This is a genomic window from Kordia sp. (genome assembly GCF_050633145.1).
Taxonomy (GTDB): Bacteria; Bacteroidota; Bacteroidia; order Flavobacteriales; family Flavobacteriaceae; genus Kordia.
In genome coordinates this window covers 26471-42727 of the sequence record NZ_JBOEFY010000066.1, presented here as the reverse complement: position 1 = coordinate 42727, position 16257 = coordinate 26471, and the positions used below count along the sequence as shown (strand labels likewise).

General features: G+C 33.1%; 18 protein-coding genes and 3 tRNA genes. 12 read left to right on the top strand and 9 right to left on the bottom strand.

Going from position 1 to position 16257, the window contains the following annotated elements; genetic code table 11:
• Window positions 1-750: 750 nt before the first annotated feature.
• A complete protein-coding gene (locus ACRBBL_RS23930; protein ID WP_431371623.1) occupies window positions 751-1161 on the top strand; it encodes a hypothetical protein in 411 nt (136 codons plus the stop codon).
• 93 nt (window positions 1162-1254) lie between these two features.
• On the opposite strand, the gene ACRBBL_RS23925 is transcribed toward ACRBBL_RS23930, so the two are convergent.
• The 3 genes from ACRBBL_RS23925 to ACRBBL_RS23915 form a co-directional block, all read right to left on the bottom strand.
• A tRNA-Leu gene (locus ACRBBL_RS23925) sits at window positions 1255-1338 on the bottom strand.
• Between the two features lie 58 nt (window positions 1339-1396).
• A tRNA-Lys gene (locus ACRBBL_RS23920) sits at window positions 1397-1469 on the bottom strand.
• 55 nt (window positions 1470-1524) lie between these two features.
• Window positions 1525-1597, bottom strand: a tRNA-Lys gene (locus ACRBBL_RS23915).
• A 147-nt stretch (window positions 1598-1744) separates the two neighbouring features.
• On the opposite strand from ACRBBL_RS23915, the gene ACRBBL_RS23910 reads away from it, so the two are divergent.
• Window positions 1745-2260: a shikimate kinase gene (locus ACRBBL_RS23910; RefSeq protein ID WP_431371622.1), complete on the top strand. Its 516-nt coding sequence runs from the start codon at window positions 1745-1747 to the stop codon at window positions 2258-2260.
• Here ACRBBL_RS23910 and ACRBBL_RS23905 read toward each other — a convergent pair.
• A complete protein-coding gene (locus ACRBBL_RS23905; RefSeq protein WP_431371621.1) occupies window positions 2252-2752 on the bottom strand; it encodes a phosphoribosyltransferase family protein in 501 nt (166 codons plus the stop codon). The two genes, ACRBBL_RS23910 and ACRBBL_RS23905, sit on opposite strands and share 9 nt — an antisense overlap.
• A gap of 73 nt (window positions 2753-2825) precedes the next feature.
• A complete protein-coding gene (locus ACRBBL_RS23900; protein ID WP_431371620.1) occupies window positions 2826-3218 on the bottom strand; it encodes an RNA-binding S4 domain-containing protein in 393 nt (130 codons plus the stop codon).
• 80 nt (window positions 3219-3298) lie between these two features.
• Here ACRBBL_RS23900 and ACRBBL_RS23895 point away from each other — a divergent pair, with 80 nt between their 5' ends.
• The 5 genes from ACRBBL_RS23895 (at window position 3299) to ACRBBL_RS23875 (ending at window position 6644) form a co-directional block, all read left to right on the top strand.
• The gene (locus tag ACRBBL_RS23895) at window positions 3299-4300 is read left to right on the top strand and encodes an FKBP-type peptidyl-prolyl cis-trans isomerase (RefSeq protein WP_431371619.1); all 1002 of its coding nucleotides are present in this window, start codon (window positions 3299-3301) and stop codon (window positions 4298-4300) included.
• Window positions 4301-4506: 206 nt separating this feature from the next.
• Entirely contained in the window at window positions 4507-5016 is a 510-nt protein-coding gene (locus tag ACRBBL_RS23890; RefSeq protein ID WP_431371618.1) for a GNAT family N-acetyltransferase, read from the top strand.
• A gap of 11 nt (window positions 5017-5027) precedes the next feature.
• Complete coding sequence (locus tag ACRBBL_RS23885; protein ID WP_431371617.1) at window positions 5028-5261, top strand: hypothetical protein; 234 nt, start codon at window positions 5028-5030, stop codon at window positions 5259-5261.
• Window positions 5262-5349: 88 nt separating this feature from the next.
• Window positions 5350-5724: a hypothetical protein gene (locus tag ACRBBL_RS23880; RefSeq protein ID WP_431371616.1), complete on the top strand. Its 375-nt coding sequence runs from the start codon at window positions 5350-5352 to the stop codon at window positions 5722-5724.
• 209 nt (window positions 5725-5933) lie between these two features.
• Window positions 5934-6644: a hypothetical protein gene (locus ACRBBL_RS23875; protein ID WP_431371615.1), complete on the top strand. Its 711-nt coding sequence runs from the start codon at window positions 5934-5936 to the stop codon at window positions 6642-6644.
• A gap of 91 nt (window positions 6645-6735) precedes the next feature.
• Here ACRBBL_RS23875 and ACRBBL_RS23870 read toward each other — a convergent pair whose 3' ends face one another.
• The 4 genes from ACRBBL_RS23870 to ACRBBL_RS23855 form a co-directional block, all read right to left on the bottom strand.
• Window positions 6736-7320: an outer membrane beta-barrel protein gene (locus ACRBBL_RS23870; protein ID WP_431371614.1), complete on the bottom strand. Its 585-nt coding sequence runs from the start codon at window positions 7318-7320 to the stop codon at window positions 6736-6738.
• A 173-nt stretch (window positions 7321-7493) separates the two neighbouring features.
• Window positions 7494-8447 (bottom strand): transketolase family protein, encoded by a 954-nt coding sequence (locus ACRBBL_RS23865; protein ID WP_431371613.1) that lies wholly within the window; start codon window positions 8445-8447, stop codon window positions 7494-7496.
• Window positions 8444-9166: a hypothetical protein gene (locus ACRBBL_RS23860; protein WP_431371612.1), complete on the bottom strand. Its 723-nt coding sequence runs from the start codon at window positions 9164-9166 to the stop codon at window positions 8444-8446. Before ACRBBL_RS23860 ends, ACRBBL_RS23865 begins: the two co-directional genes overlap by 4 nt.
• Before the next feature lies 1 nt (window position 9167).
• Window positions 9168-10013 (bottom strand): transketolase, encoded by an 846-nt coding sequence (locus ACRBBL_RS23855; protein ID WP_431371611.1) that lies wholly within the window; start codon window positions 10011-10013, stop codon window positions 9168-9170.
• 372 nt (window positions 10014-10385) lie between these two features.
• On the opposite strand from ACRBBL_RS23855, the gene tgt reads away from it, so the two are divergent.
• From tgt to dnaB, 5 genes are all read left to right on the top strand, one after another.
• The gene (gene tgt, locus ACRBBL_RS23850; protein WP_431371610.1) at window positions 10386-11516 is read left to right on the top strand and encodes a tRNA guanosine(34) transglycosylase Tgt; all 1131 of its coding nucleotides are present in this window, start codon (window positions 10386-10388) and stop codon (window positions 11514-11516) included.
• Window positions 11517-11522: 6 nt separating this feature from the next.
• Window positions 11523-12602, top strand: a complete 1080-nt coding sequence (locus ACRBBL_RS23845; protein ID WP_431371609.1) for an LptF/LptG family permease — start codon at window positions 11523-11525, stop codon at window positions 12600-12602.
• On the top strand, window positions 12589-13500 hold the full coding sequence (locus ACRBBL_RS23840) for a DMT family transporter (protein WP_431371608.1): 912 nt from the start codon (window positions 12589-12591) through the stop codon (window positions 13498-13500). The genes ACRBBL_RS23845 and ACRBBL_RS23840 overlap by 14 nt, the downstream gene beginning before the upstream one ends.
• A 51-nt stretch (window positions 13501-13551) precedes the next feature.
• Window positions 13552-14505 (top strand): acetyl-CoA carboxylase carboxyltransferase subunit alpha, encoded by a 954-nt coding sequence (locus ACRBBL_RS23835; RefSeq protein ID WP_431371607.1) that lies wholly within the window; start codon window positions 13552-13554, stop codon window positions 14503-14505.
• A 145-nt stretch (window positions 14506-14650) separates the two neighbouring features.
• Complete coding sequence (gene dnaB, locus ACRBBL_RS23830) at window positions 14651-16222, top strand: replicative DNA helicase (protein WP_431371606.1); 1572 nt, start codon at window positions 14651-14653, stop codon at window positions 16220-16222.
• Window positions 16223-16257 lie beyond the last annotated feature (35 nt).

Genomic DNA, 16257 nt, shown 5'->3' with positions numbered 1-16257 from the left:
GGGTTCGAACTGGCGACCTCTGGAACCACAATCCAGAGGTTAAGAATCTTATTATTAAAAAAAGCTAATATTTGACGTGGTGAAAACAATGGAGCTTCAGTTACAAGGATCATTGTTCTTGTATAGAAAGTATTAGGCATTTAACGTTGGGGATGAGCGGAAGAAATAGGTCTAGAAGACCTATTGAGCAAAGTAGACTGTTTTGCGATAGTGAGTTGCAAATAGTACAACTTGCTAAATAAAGAATTGAATTAGAGAAAAAGCCATAGCCTTTATAAACAAAAAAACCAACAATAATGTTTAGAATTTACTATTAAGAAGAAATTTATTTGTACCTCCAAAGTTTTTAAAATCGATTTTTTTTGGTGGAGGATTTGAAGCCGATAAATGAGTTTTTTAATTCTAATTCTTGTTTCTTGAATGCTTCATAGTTAAAACAAAATAAAAAATTTAAAAATTCATTCGAGAGGTCATTTTTTTGTAGTTATGAATCTGAAATTATAGATGAAATAATAAAAAAAACACTAAAATAGTAGGTTATTCAACACCTGAACCAAACAGAAATACGATCTTTGAAATAGTGATAAGTTTTTATTATTTCAAAAAATAATTATCATATCAACTATAACTGAAGCATAATAAATTATGAAACGGGTTTATGTATATGTACCATTAATTTTTTCAATGGTATTAGTCGCTTTTTTGGTCTTCACACCTAAGACAAATATTGTAAAATCTGATTTTTACTTTTTGTTAGGAGATTGGCAGTTGTTAACTCCAAGAAAAGGAACAATAACAACAATGACTTGGGTACGTGATTCAGATTGTTTCACTGCTATTTTAAAATCAGAAAATAGGGAATACCCACATTTAAATTTTGATACTAAATATACAATTTGTAAAAAATGGGGGAAATGGTATTTTCAAGATTTTCCTAATCTCAAAAGAACTAAAGCTCCTTCTTTGAAATACAAACTTCATCAAAAAACAATAGAAGCGTATAAAGATTGGGATATTTATTTTCAAGGCGAAAGTGTTGTTAAGTATAAAGTGTTAGGGAAAAGTTATCCAAGAAAGGTGTCTATCAGTTTTAAAGACGAAGTGCTAACATTTAGTTTTAGCAAGTATCCTAATTCTTATAGATTTAAAAAAAATAAATAAGTTTTATTAGCATAAAGACAATAATTAGGTTGTGATCCACAAAAAAATCCCAACACAACCGTTGGGATTTTATTTTAAGAAAAAATTTCTTAGTACCGAAGATGGGAGTCGAACCCACACGCTCTAATGAACACATGGCCCTCAACCATGCCTGTCTACCAATTCCAGCACTTCGGTGTACTTTGGTTTTACAGTAAATATAAAACAAAAAAGTTAAGCGATTGCTTAACTTTTGTGACCTGGCTGGGGCTCGAACCCAGGACCCTCTCCTTAAAAGGGAGATGCTCTACCAACTGAGCTACCAGGTCATAGACCTTGATAATTTTACTTTTTTATGACTTAGTTTAAACTTATGTCACTTTGTGACCTGGCTGGGGCTCGAACCCAGGACCCTCTCCTTAAAAGGGAGATGCTCTACCAACTGAGCTACCAGGTCATTCATAAATTAACTATAATTAATTCCTTGAATGCGGGTGCAAATATAACATCATAATTTTATTTTTCAAGTCTTTTTTAATTTAATTTTATCTTTTTTTTTCTGATTTTTGTAAGCCCTTAAAAATAAATAAATTATAATAGAGAAATGACGATTGTACTTTTAGGATATATGGCAAGTGGAAAGAGTGCTGTTTCAAAATTACTTGGAACGGTATTGGAATTACCTGTGCTCGATTTAGATGATTATATTGAAACAAAAGAAGGAAAAACAATTCCCGAAATTTTTGAAACGAAAGGCGAAATCTATTTTCGAATGAAAGAACATTCGTATTTGAAAGAAGTTTTAGAAATAAAAGAATCAATGATTCTGTCTTTAGGAGGAGGAACGCCTTGTTACGCAAATAATATGAACTTGATTCATACGTATACAGAACATACGGTATATCTGCAAACGTCAATTCCAGAAATTATCAATAGAGTAAAAAATGAAAAAGCTAAAAGACCTTTAATTAGCGGGATTTCTGATGAAGATTTACCAGAGTTTATTGGAAAACACTTGTTTGAGCGTAATGCGTTCTATCAACAAGCAACGCATAGTATTTTTACAGATAAAAAAACAATTGAAGATTTAGTAGAAGAAATCAAAACTACTTTACACTAAGTAAGCAGTATCTTCTTCGGCAAAAACAACATCAATATGTTCTTGAATGGAAGTGGAAAGTGAAATTCCTTTAAAATCTGCTTTTATAGGATACTTTTTGTGATTTCTATTGACAAGTACTGCAGTTTTAAAATTCTTCAAAGGAACGTCTAAAAAATGCTTTACGCCGTAAATTAAAGTTGTGCCTGAATTCAAAACATCATCAATAAGCACTAAAGGCTTATTAATGTAGGTTTCTTTAGGAATAGAAGTAGTAACAGATTGCAACGGATTTTGCTTATCAATTTTCACTTCACACAAAGTAATAACTGCATCTGTAATTTTCTCCAATTCAGCCTTTATCTTTTGTGCAAATACAAATCCATTACTCGCAATACCAGCAATGATAATTTCACCTTCGTTTACATTAGATTCTAAAATCTGATAGGCAATACGACGTGTTTTATGTTGAATTTGTTGGTGGTTAAGTATAATATTTCCCGTTACCGTCATAACTTTAAAAATTTTAATAAACTACTTCGAAACAAATCCACGAAGCATTTAAATGCTCAATTATAGAGTAAAATTAAGAATTACTTTCATCATCATCAAAAGTATCATCTAGATATTCATCAATTTCACGACGATCTTTTTTGGTAGGTCTTCCTGTTCCTTGTTTGCGATAATGCTCTTTAGCATGTTTTAATAACTCTAAATGCTCAAAATTCTCTTTTGGTGTTGTATCTACTCTATAAATATCAACAAGCTTTGCACCAACACGATTTGGTGGAATATCAAGTACGGTTAAATGTCTTGTGACTTGATCCTTACGGACTTCAATTTTATCCGTAGGATACACATCTCTCGATGGCTTTACAGTAGCGCCATTTATCTTAATATGTCCCTTCTTACATGCCGTTGTGGCAATGTTTCGGGTCTTAAAATAACGCACGCACCAAAGGTATTTATCTATCCTCATACAAAAACTCTAAAAACTACGTTAAAGAATATACAAAAGTAGGATAAAATTGTATCTTGCAACCCAAAATTTAAAAAACAATGATGAAGTTTGTAAAATTTGCATTTTTAACAATAATCGCCTTTGCGATTGTTTTTTCGTGTAAAAGTGATGATGATCCAGTTTCTTTTGCAGAACTAAGAGATAGAGGAGAACAACAAGTTGAAGACGATGCTGCTCTTGTAGAATTTTTAAGTACACATTTCTATAATTATGAGGAATTTGACTTTACGAATCCAGAAGGTACTGCAAATGATTCTTTTAGAATAGCTTTTGGGAAAATAGAAGGCGCTAACGCTGATAAAACTCCATTAATTAACCAAGTAGAAGAGCGTACAACTACATATTTTGATATAGAATACAAATATTATGTGCTAAAGCTACGTGAAGGTGGTGGAAAATCATATTCAAGTTTCGATCAAGTTGATTTGGTATATCACGGTCAATTATTAGACTTAGAAACTTTCGATTTACGATTAACAAGAGTTCCTATTCCTTTAGTAAGTGGAACAACAAGTACAGTAAGAGGTTTTCAGTTAGGATTACCAGAATTTAAAACTGCCGAAGATGTGGTAGAAGGAGCAAATGGTTTCTTACAACCTCGAAATGGCGGAATTGGAGCTGTTTTTATGCCTTCTGGGATGGGATATTTTAATTTAGCGCAACCAGATATTCCTGTATATTCTCCGTTAATCTTTTCTTTCAATCTATACGACGTAGTGTATTTAGATACTGATTTTGATGGATTACTTTCTTCTATGGAAGATTTAGATGGCGACAAAGATGTATCTAATGATGATACTGATGGAGACGGACTTCCTGATTTTAGAGATACTGATGATGATGGTGATGGAACAGCTACAGTAAATGAAGTAGTTCAAAATACATACACATTAAACCCAGGAGATCCAGAACCAACGTATGCTTCTAACGAAATTGTAAAAACAAGAGATACTGACGATGCTGGAGTTACAACAATTAGAACGGTTGTACTAACGGATACTGATGGAGATGGAACTCCAGATTATCTAGATGCAAACTAAAGCATAAAACATACTTAATAAATATACAAAAGCACTTCTTTACGGAAGTGCTTTTTTTGTTTCCAGCTTTTACGCGTAAATCATGTGAATTCAGTATAAATCGTACTTTTTCTTTGATTTCATATGAAATTATTTTAGCTTTCATTTTGAGAAAACCAATGTTTTATACCCGAATACATAGTTCCCTAATTAAATCAGAATTGAAATTGGAAGAAAAAATTAAAATAAGGTCACTTAGCTCTTTAGATATATCTGAATTGGCAAAACTTGCGAATAATAAAAAAGTTTGGGACAATTTAAGAGATTCTATTCCAAATCCTTACAGTAAGAATGACGCAGATTTTTTTATAAATCTAACAGAGCAAGAAAAGCCAAAGCAAAATTTCGGAATTGATTACAAAGGAAAACTCTGTGGTATCATCGGAATAATTATCCAAAAAGATGTGTATCGAAAATCAGCAGAAATTGGATATTGGATAGGAGAACCATATTGGGGAAATGGAATTGCCACCAAAGCAATAGCATTAATAACTGATTATGGATTTAACACGCTTGATCTGAATAGGATTTATGCAGGAGTCTTTGAATATAATATTGCTTCGATGAAAGTTCTTGAAAAAAATGGATTTAAAAAAGAAGGCATATTCAAAAATGCTATTTTAAAGAATGAAAAATTCTATGATGAGCATCGGTTTTATAAACTGAATGACAAGTAAAACAAAATCAAATGAACGAAATAAGAACAAGTGGAGCTAAAGAAAGTTCGTATGGAGTTTTTGATGATTATGTTATTATAGAATCAATTGATACGAATGAGAGAATCCTAATGCGCCCAGAAGAATTTGAATTTTTGATATCTCAATTATTTGAGAATTGGAAAAAAAAGAAATCAAAATATATTCAGTTACTCAAAGAATGGAATGAATGTGCTTATTTTTCTTGTGTAAAGAAACTACTATAGTAGAATTAATTATTAAATCTTTGCGAATCCTATTCGATTTATATTCACTAAATTAGTTGTTTAAATAGACGAAAAACCGTTATCATATATGAAACAAATACTAATGATAGTAACTTTACTTCTGACCTTGACTGCATTTGCGCAGGAAAAAAAATGTTCGGATTTCAAAGTTGGAGAATTCACGTATTCCGATCCTGATTATGCAGATTTGATAACTATTCGAACTGATTCGTTTCAAACGGATTCGTATCCAAAAATAGGATTAAAAACAGTAAGTAAAGTAACATGGTTAACGGATTGTAAATACGAAATAGAATATGTGGAAGTTAGTGATCCAAAAATGGAATCATTAATCGGAGTTAAATTTGTCATTGAAATCATCAAAATTAATGACAATAAAATACTATGTAGAACCAAATCGGAAGACGTTATTATTGAAAAAGAAATGATTAAAACTCAATGAAAAAAACATCATAAATATAAAAAACACTTCTGAAAAGAGGTGCTTTTTTGCTTTCTGCTTCTATGTAAATGATATGAGTTCAGCGAAAATTGTATTTTTCTTTCTTATGAAAAATCCCTTGATTTAATTTAGACTAGCTTTATAGTTGAAAATTAGATTGAACCATACTAAAAACAGCAAAAATCTGTTTAATATACATTGCAAATACTATGAAAGAGACATTCTCAAAATTACTCTTACTACTCTTGCTATCAATTTCTTTTTCTTGTAAAAATAAATCTGATAAAGGAATTAAGACCGAAAAAGAAATCGCAGAAGTTAATAGTTGGAGAGATAATTGGGAAAACCCTACCCAAAAAGCGGAGTTGTTATCCAATTTGAAAATTCATAAACGAATTAAAGAATGTTTAAATGATACTACTATTGTGGTTTTAACATCAACATTAGTTGATGATCTAGATCGATATTCTGAAATAAAATCTTTAGGTGATATAAATGGAGATGGAGTAAATGATTCAATTTTAATAATTCCAGAATTATTTATTACAACAGATAATGCTATTGAAGAAGCCGCTTCTGTAATTTTTACGGATAAAAGACTTCCTCGAATAAAGGTTGATTCACCTTGCTTAGAAACTAGCTATATTTTTCCAGTATCTGATATAGATAACGATGGAATTGTTGAATTAGGGAAATACTATTCTTCTTGCGCTAGTCGATTTAAAGGCTTAGAATTAGTTAGCTTGGATCAAGAAGAATGGAAAGTCAAAGGCAGAGTAACATTTGACATTTTATTTGAAGAACCTAAAAAAGAAGAACGAATTGAGAAAATTGAAGTAAATAAATTCCGAATGAGAGAAATAACATTAGAAAGTGCTGATGAGAAAATGGATACATGGAAAGTATTTGAAATGAAATAAATAGTGCCAATAAATTCGTTTTAGCGTATTAAAATAAAAAAGCACTTCCGTAAAGAAGTGCTTTTCTATGTTTTATAAAATTGATTCTATTCTATAATCGTAATGAAAGACTAAATATAATTTGACTTGGTCTTGAATCTAAAGTTCCAATTTGTACATTATTAGTATCTAAAATACTCGCTTCATTCTCAGAAAAACCTCTTTCATAACGAACATCCAATCCGATGTTTCCTATTTTTACAGCAGCTCCAAAATTAAATCCAACGGTAATATCATTCTTCACATCAGAAATTGTATTATTTTCGAAGTCATTATCTAAAGTATATTGAAACGCTGGACCAGCAAATATGCTTAATGGGCCAATAACGTCAATACCTACTAAAACTGGCACATCAATTTTAGACATATCATATGCATTAGAAGTGTATTCACTTTTTGTTTTCGTGTATACAATTTCTGGACGTAGATATAATTTGCTAAAATTAATTTCATAATACACTCCAACATGATAGCCAATCTTTGCGTCTCCACTGTCTTCTAAAATATTTTCTCCAGTGGTAATTACTTCGCGTAACTCTCCGTTAGAATTGAAGTTTAATCCTGCTTTTACTCCAAACTGCGCAAAACAACTTGCAGATACAAGTAGCAATGCTAAACATAATAGGTTGTTTTTCATAATCTTAATGTTTAATGTTACAGTAGTAGAAACGATTTTTTTTTGGATCTATTACTTTAGTGAAACTAAATTTTGAGAAGCTTTTGCTTAACTTGATTCAGTATCTAAGACGAACTCAAAATTATAAGTTGAACTAATCCCGCTAAAGAGCGGGATCTAGTCTTAGACTTATATTATTTTCTTCCGATTACTTTTTCAGCAGCTTTTACAATAGAAGCAGCATTTAAACCGTACTTTTCCATCAATTGTGCTGGTGTTCCAGATTCTCCAAAAGTATCTTGTGTTGCCACAAATTCTTGTGGTGCAGGTGTGTTTAAAGCTAGTGTACGTGCTACACTTTCTCCCAATCCACCTAAGAAGTTATGTTCTTCGGCAGTCACAACACAACCTGTTTTTGCTACAGAAGCTAAAATTGCTTCCTCATCTAATGGTTTTATCGTGTGAATATTAATCACTTCCGCAGAAATTCCTGCAGCTTCCAATGTTTCTGCTGCTTGAAGCGCTTCCCAAACCAAATGTCCTGTAGCAACAATTGTTACGTCAGTTCCTTCAGTTAATTGTACAGCTTTTCCAATTTCAAATTTTTGATCGGCAGGAGTGAAGTTCGCTACTTTCGGACGTCCAAAACGTAAATAAACAGGTCCGTGAAAATCTGCAATTGCTAATGTAGCTGCTTTTGTTTGATTGTAATCACAGGTATTAATAACTGTCATACCTGGCAACATCTTCATCAAACCGATATCTTCTAAAATTTGGTGTGTTGCACCATCTTCACCTAATGTAATTCCTGCGTGTGAAGCACAAATTTTTACATTCTTATCAGAATATGCAACCGATTGACGAATTTGATCGTACACACGACCTGTAGAAAAGTTTGCAAAAGTTCCTGTAAACGGAATCTTTCCACCAATAGTCATTCCTGCAGCAATTCCGATCATGTTTGCTTCTGCAATTCCGATCTGGAAAAAACGCTCTGGGTGATTATTTTTAAAATCGCCCATTTTCAACGATCCTGTCAAATCTGCACAAAGTGCTACAACATCTGAATTCGTTTTTCCAAGTTCAGTCAATCCATCTCCAAATCCTGAACGTGTATCTTTATTTCCGGTGTTTGTATATTTTTTCATTCTTTTATTTCTAGTGTGTTGTTGATTGTAATAGTTCTGTTTGTCTTTTGAACGTTCGTTGCTTTCAGTAAGACTTCATTTTTGGTTTTTACATGTAAAATAACTCCTTTTGGCAAATCGATAGATTTCAATGTACTATTATCCACTTTATTCATCACTGAAGAAATAAAGCCTTCAAATAGTTTTTCATTATTTACAGGGAATTTTTTGTCAAATACCACAGAGAGTGCATTATTTAATTCAGTACTTGGATAAACATTATAGCTTTTGTAAACTTTATCTAAAATTGTGATTTTCTCATCAGTTTTTTCAGATAAAAGCATAATTTCCTTAGGTTCATTTTCTGATTTAGGAATCTGTGCAGCAAAGAATTCTTCAATATTCATTTTCATAAACATTGTGTTGTTTTCATTACTTAAATGAACATATACGGTTAATGTTTTTGTATCGAGGATAAACTGAGTTTTTCCATCCTTAAAAAAACTTGGCACTCCAGTAGATCTGTTAAGTGAACTTTCTAAAATTGTTTGAAACATTTTAAAATCACTCCAAAGAAAACGTCCACTCTTATCAAACCCCATAGTAAAAGTAATTCCACTATTTTCAGGACCAACAGTATAATCTACCAAATAATCCAATTCAACTTTTAGTGTTAATTTCTGTTGCGCAACTAAAATTGATGACGTTAAAAAAATAAATATATATAAAAGCTTTTTCATCCTAATAATCTCCTAAAGTTTCAGGATTTTGTGCTAAGGCACTTTCCAATTGTTCGTCGCTAGGCGCTTTACCGTGCCAAGCATGTGTATTCATCATAAAATCAACACCGTTCCCCATTTCTGTATGTAGCAATACAACTACAGGTTTTCCTTTTCCAGTTCTTGATTTTGCTTCTGCCATTCCGTCTTTGATAGCTTGGATGTCGTTTCCTTCTTCAATTTCCAACACGTCCCAACCAAAAGCTTCAAACTTCGCAGGAAGCGAACCTAAAGGCAATACATCGTCAGTTGCACCATCAATTTGTTTCTTATTATAATCAACCGTTGCAATGTAGTTGTCTACATTATTCCCAGAAGCATACATAATTGCTTCCCAGTTTTGTCCTTCTTGCAACTCGCCATCACCATGTAAAGAATATACTAGGTTATTGTCACCATTTAACTTCTTAGTTAAAGCTGCACCAATAGCAACCGACATTCCTTGTCCTAACGAACCAGAAGCAATACGAATTCCAGGCAAACCTTCATGTGTTGTTGGGTGTCCTTGTAAGCGAGAGTTTAACAAACGAAACGTGTTTAGCTCTTCCACAGGAAAATAACCACGATGCGCTAATACGCTATAAATTACAGGAGAAATGTGACCATTAGACAAAAAGAAAACATCTTCTTCCTTTCCATCCATTGCGAAACCGTCATTCAGTTTCATGGTATCATTGTATAAAGTGACTAAAAATTCAGCACAACCTAAAGAACCTCCTGGGTGACCAGAATTTACTTTGTGTACCATTCTCAAGATATCTCTACGTACTTGAGTAACTAAATTTTCTAACGTTTTGTTATCAGACATTGTGTATTTGTTAGTAGTTTTTCTAATGCACCAAAAGTAAGTTATAAAATAGCGTTAACAAAAGAAGTTTGCAGGCATTTATTAACGAAATACTGTGAATAAAGTATAAAGTAGGTAAAAGTGTGTAAATGTTTGATAATGAATTGATAAACTTTTTATAGAAACGTAAAAGAATGATTAAAAATGTAGATTGATTCCTAGAATCCCAAATTTTAATTTTTTATTAGTAAAATCATTTTACAATCTTACTTATATTTGCCAACTGATGATGCCACTATCTATGTAATTACGAAGCTCTTTTTTAAGGCTTTCGCCGGAAGAATCTCGGGGTAACACACAAACAACATAGTAGGCAATAGCGACGACTCATACATGAAATTTGATTTAAAAGGAAAAGATCCACAAAGTAAAGCCAGAGCAGGAGTAATTACAACTGATCATGGAACAATAGAAACACCTATTTTTATGCCTGTGGGAACGGTTGGAACGGTAAAAGGTGTACACCAACGTGAATTAAAAGAAGATATCAATCCAGATATTATACTAGGAAATACCTATCATTTATACTTACGTCCACAAACACCAATTCTAGAAAAAGCAGGTGGATTGCACAAATTCATGAATTGGGATCGTAATATTTTGACAGATTCTGGAGGTTATCAAGTATATTCTTTATCTGCTAACAGAAAAATTAAAGAAGAAGGAGTAAAGTTTAAATCGCATATTGACGGTTCATACCATTTCTTTACACCTGAAAATGTAATGGAAATTCAACGTACCATCGGAGCCGATATTATCATGGCTTTTGACGAATGTACACCATATCCGTGCGATTACAGATATGCAAAACGTTCTATGCACATGACGCATCGTTGGTTAGATCGTTGTATCAATCACTTAGAAAAAGTACCATTCAAATACGATTACAGTCAAGCATTTTTTCCAATTGTTCAAGGAAGTACATACAAAGACTTACGTAGACAATCGGCAGAATTTATTGCTTCACGCGAAGCTGTAGGAAATGCTATTGGAGGATTATCTGTTGGAGAACCAGCCGAAGAAATGTATGCAATGACCGATGTTGTATGTGAAATTCTTCCAGAAGACAAGCCACGCTATTTAATGGGCGTTGGTACACCAATCAACATCTTAGAAAACATCGCTTTAGGAGTTGATATGTTCGATTGTGTAATGCCAACACGTAACGCACGAAACGGAATGTTGTTTACAGCACATGGAACTATCAATATTAAAAATAAAAAATGGGCAGACGATTTTTCTCCAATTGACGAAATGGGTATTACCTATGTCGATTTAGAATATTCAAAAGCCTACGTACGTCACTTATTTACAGTAAACGAATTGTTAGGAAAACAAATTGCAACCATTCACAACTTAGGATTCTATCTTTGGTTGACAAGAGAAGCAAGAAAACATATCTTAGCCGGAGATTTTAGAGAATGGAAAGATAAGATGGTAAAACAAATGGATAAACGCCTATAATTGCAGATGAAAATATTAGATTGGTATATCATTAAAAAATATCTACTAACATTCTCTGTAATGTTATTACTATTTGTTCCTATTGGGATCATGGTAGATATTTCTGAAAATATTGATAAAATGTTGGCATCTAAAGCGCCAGCTGACGAAATTATCTTGTATTATGTAAATTTTGTGCTCTATTTTGCCAATCTCTTATTTCCTATATTCTTATTCCTTTCGGTAATTTGGTTTACCTCCAAAATGGCAAATGATACAGAAATCATTGCAATATTAAGTTCTGGAGTTTCCTATTTACGTTTCCTGCGCCCGTTTTTAGTGGCGGCATCTATAGTAGCTATCGTAGCATTTGTCATGGGAATGTATATAGTACCAAATGCTAGTAAAGGTTTTAATGAATTTCGTTTCGAATACATCAAAAAAGGACGTAAAAAGGAGCGTGACAACGAAACAATTTACAAGCAAATTACCAATAACGATTTTATATACTTAAGAAGATTTGATTTCAAAACTGGTACAGGGAACGACTTTACCTTAGAACATTTTAAAGACAATGTATTAGAGTACAAAATACAAGCACGTAATATAAAATACAATGTAAAAGATAGCACATATACATTGCGTGGATACAAAAAGCGTATAATTGGCGCAATGAACGATAGTTTGATGAGCGAACGTAAATTTGATACCATATTTCCATTTCAAGTAGAAGATTTAACGCCAGTAACGTACATGGCAGAAACCTTAAACTATCAAGAATTAGATAAGTTCATTGAAAAAGAAAAAAAATCAGGTTCGCCAAATGTAAACAAACACTTATTGGTAAAATACAAACGTTGGAGCTTACCAATTACCGCTTTCATTCTAACTATTATTGCTGTTGCAGTATCTTCTATGAAGCGTAGAGGAGGAATGGGAGTAAACCTTGCTTTTGGAATCTCTATTGCCTTTATCTATATCTTTTTTGACAAGGTATTTGGTACAATGGCAGAGAAATCTGGTTTCTCTCCAATGATGGCTGTTTGGGTTCCAAACCTTGTATTTGGAATATTAGCCATATATTTATTGTATAATGCTAGGCGATAAACTCAAAAATTACTTACATCTACATCTATTAGTCTTTATTGCTGGTTTTACAGCAGTCTTAGGAAAACTAATAACAATTAAAGCAATTCCACTAGTTTGGTATCGTATGTTAATTGCAGGAGTATTGATGTTTGCATTTATCAAAATCTCAAAGATCAATCTCAAAATTTCGCCAAAAACATTTGCCAAACTTTCAATAGCAGGTATTGTAGTTGCATTGCATTGGATTACCTTTTTTGGTGCTATTGATGTTTCAAACGTGTCCATAACTTTAGTCATGTTTTCTACAGGTGCATTTTTTGCCTCATTCATTGAACCTATTGTATATAAGCGAAAAATGATTTGGTACGAAATTGTTTTTGGAATTATTGTTATTGTTGGAGTTGCTATCATTCTTAATACAGAATACAAATACATCAACGGAATCATTCTTGGGGTCATATCTGCGTTTTTATCAGCATTATTTTCTGTGTTGAATGGGAAATTTGTAGAAAAACACAATGCTTCTACCATTTCATTTTATGAATTTGTAGCAGGTGTAGCGTTTATATCTATCTATTTAGCATTTGCTTCCAATGGTTTTGCACAAGCAGATTTCTTCATATTAAGTTTCAATGATTGGTTTTATCTATTCTTGCTGGCTTCTGTATGTACGGCTTATGCATTTATAGCTTCAACACATATTATGCGATATATAAGCCCATATACAGTCGTATTAACTTATAACTTAGAAATTGTGTATGGAATCATATTGGCTATAATTTTCTTTCCAGAAGAAGAAAAAATGAGCCCAGGATTTTATGCAGGAAGCTTACTTGTATTAGGAACTGTAGTAGCAAATGGAATCATAAAAAACCGCCGAAAAATAAAATCCGTAGATGGCAGTGAAATATCCTAAATTAAAGTTTTATATTTGTAAACTGAAACAACTAAACGTATACTCAAAAGCATGGAATATTTAGAGTTTGAGCTACCTATTAAGGAACTAAAAGATCAACTGACAAAGTGTAAGGCAATAGGCCACGAAAGTGATATTGATGTTACTGAAACATGTCAGCAAATCGAAAAGAAATTAGCAGACACAAAAAAAGATATCTATAAAAACCTATCTGCTTGGCAACGTGTACAATTGTCACGTCATCCAAACAGACCGTATACCTTAGATTATATCAACGCTTTATGTGGTGATTCTTTCCTAGAATTACACGGAGATCGTAATGTAAAAGACGACAAAGCAATGATTGGTGGATTGGGTAAAATTGGCGATCAATCATATATGTTTATTGGTCAACAAAAAGGATACAATACAAAAACACGTCAATACCGAAACTTCGGAATGGCAAACCCAGAAGGATACAGAAAAGCATTGCGCTTAATGAAATCTGCGGAAAAATTCGGAATTCCTGTAGTAACCTTAATTGATACGCCAGGTGCATATCCAGGTTTGGAAGCTGAAGAACGTGGACAAGGAGAAGCAATTGCAAGAAACATTCTTGAAATGACACGCTTAAAAGTGCCAATCATCACTGTAATTATTGGTGAAGGTGCTTCTGGTGGAGCTTTAGGAATTGGAGTTGGAGACAGCGTATTAATGCTCGAAAACTCATGGTACTCAGTAATATCTCCAGAAAACTGTTCGTCAATATTATGGAGAAGTTGGGAACACAAAGAAAAAGCAGCAGACGCTTTAAAGTTAACAGCGACTGATGCAATGAAAATTAAAGTAATTGATGAAATCGTAAAAGAACCACTTGGTGGCGCACATACCGATCGTGAAGGAGCGTTCGTTGCAGTTCGTGATGCCATAGTTGCTCATTACGACAAATTAAAAAACTTATCACAAGAAGACTTAGTAAGTTCACGCATGGACAAATACTCCAAAATGGGAGAATTTAAAGGATAAACCTATACTACATAGGGAACAAGAAAAATCCGAAGTCTATGCTTCGGATTTTTTTTCCGCTTATTAACAAAAAAAAGAACTTATTAACAATTTGGAATTATAAAATATACTCCAAAACGTAAAAGGAATACCTACTTTCGCAGTCATGGAAAATGTAAACCCTAAGAAAACATATAAAACTGATAAAAGCAATTTAATAAGTCTTGAGAAAGGAAAATTGCCTCCACAAGCCATCGATCTAGAAGAAGTAGTACTTGGTGCTATGATGATCGATAAAAAAGGGGTCGATGAGGTAATTGATATTCTAAGTCCAGAAGCATTTTATAAGGAAGCTAACAAGCTTGTATATGAGGCCATTTTTCAACTATTTGAAAACTCGGAGCCAATTGACTTATTAACGGTTTCTTCTCAACTTCGTAAAAATTCAAATTTAGAAGTAGTTGGTGGCGATTTTTATCTAATCTCGCTTACGCAGAAAGTTTCCTCGTCTGCACATATTGAATTTCATGCACGTATCATCTTGCAGAAATTCATTCAACGTAGTTTAATTAAAATCTCCAATGAAATTATTGAAGATGCATACGATGAAACTACAGACGTATTTTCATTACTTGACAAAGCGGAATCGCGTTTGTATGAAGTAACACAAGGAAACATTAAAAAATCGTCGGAAACGGCGCAAAGTTTGGTAATTCAAGCCAAGAAAAAAATTGAAGAAATTTCTAATAAAGAAGGTTTAAGTGGTGTACCTACTGGTTTTACACAGTTAGATAAATTAACTTCTGGTTGGCAACCGAGTGATTTAATTATTATCGCTGCTCGTCCAGGTATGGGTAAAACGGCACTAACCTTATCGATGGCACGAAATATTGCTGTAGATCAAAATATTCCTGTAGCATTCTTCTCACTGGAGATGGCTTCTGTTCAGTTAATTACACGTCTTATTTCTTCGGAAACTGGTTTGTCTTCGGAAAAATTACGTACTGGAAAATTAGCAAAACACGAATGGGAACAATTAAACGTAAAAGTAAAAGGTCTAGAAAAAGCACCTTTATTTATTGATGATACACCTTCACTTTCCATATTTGATTTACGTGCAAAAGCGAGACGTTTAGCTTCTCAGCATGGAATTCGAATGATTATGATTGATTATTTGCAGTTAATGACGGCTGGAGGAAGTCAAAAAGGAGGAGGAAACCGTGAACAAGAAATCTCGACCATCTCGCGTAACTTAAAAGCGTTAGCAAAGGAATTGAATGTTCCTGTAATTGCCTTATCACAGTTATCGCGTGCGGTTGAAACTCGTGGAGGAACTAAAAGACCGTTACTTTCCGATTTACGTGAATCGGGAGCGATTGAGCAAGATGCGGATATTGTATCGTTTATTTACCGTCCAGAATACTACAAAATTGAAGAATGGGATGATGAAGAACGTTCTCCAACTGAAGGACAAGGAGAGTTTATTGTAGCAAAACACAGAAATGGTGGTTTGGAAAATATTCGATTGAAATTTATTGGTCATTTAGGTAAGTTTGATAACTTGGAAACTTTTGATTCGCCGTTTTCAACAGATGGAGGAATTGAACTGCAATCTAGTATGAATGCTGCTGCCAATGATGATACATTTAGACCAGACAATTTGCCAAGTGCCGATGAAGCTTTTGGTAGTTCAATGAACGATGATTTTAATCCAGACGATAACGAAGTTCCTTTCTAAGAAATCCGTATTTTTGTATAAGCTGCTATTAGTGA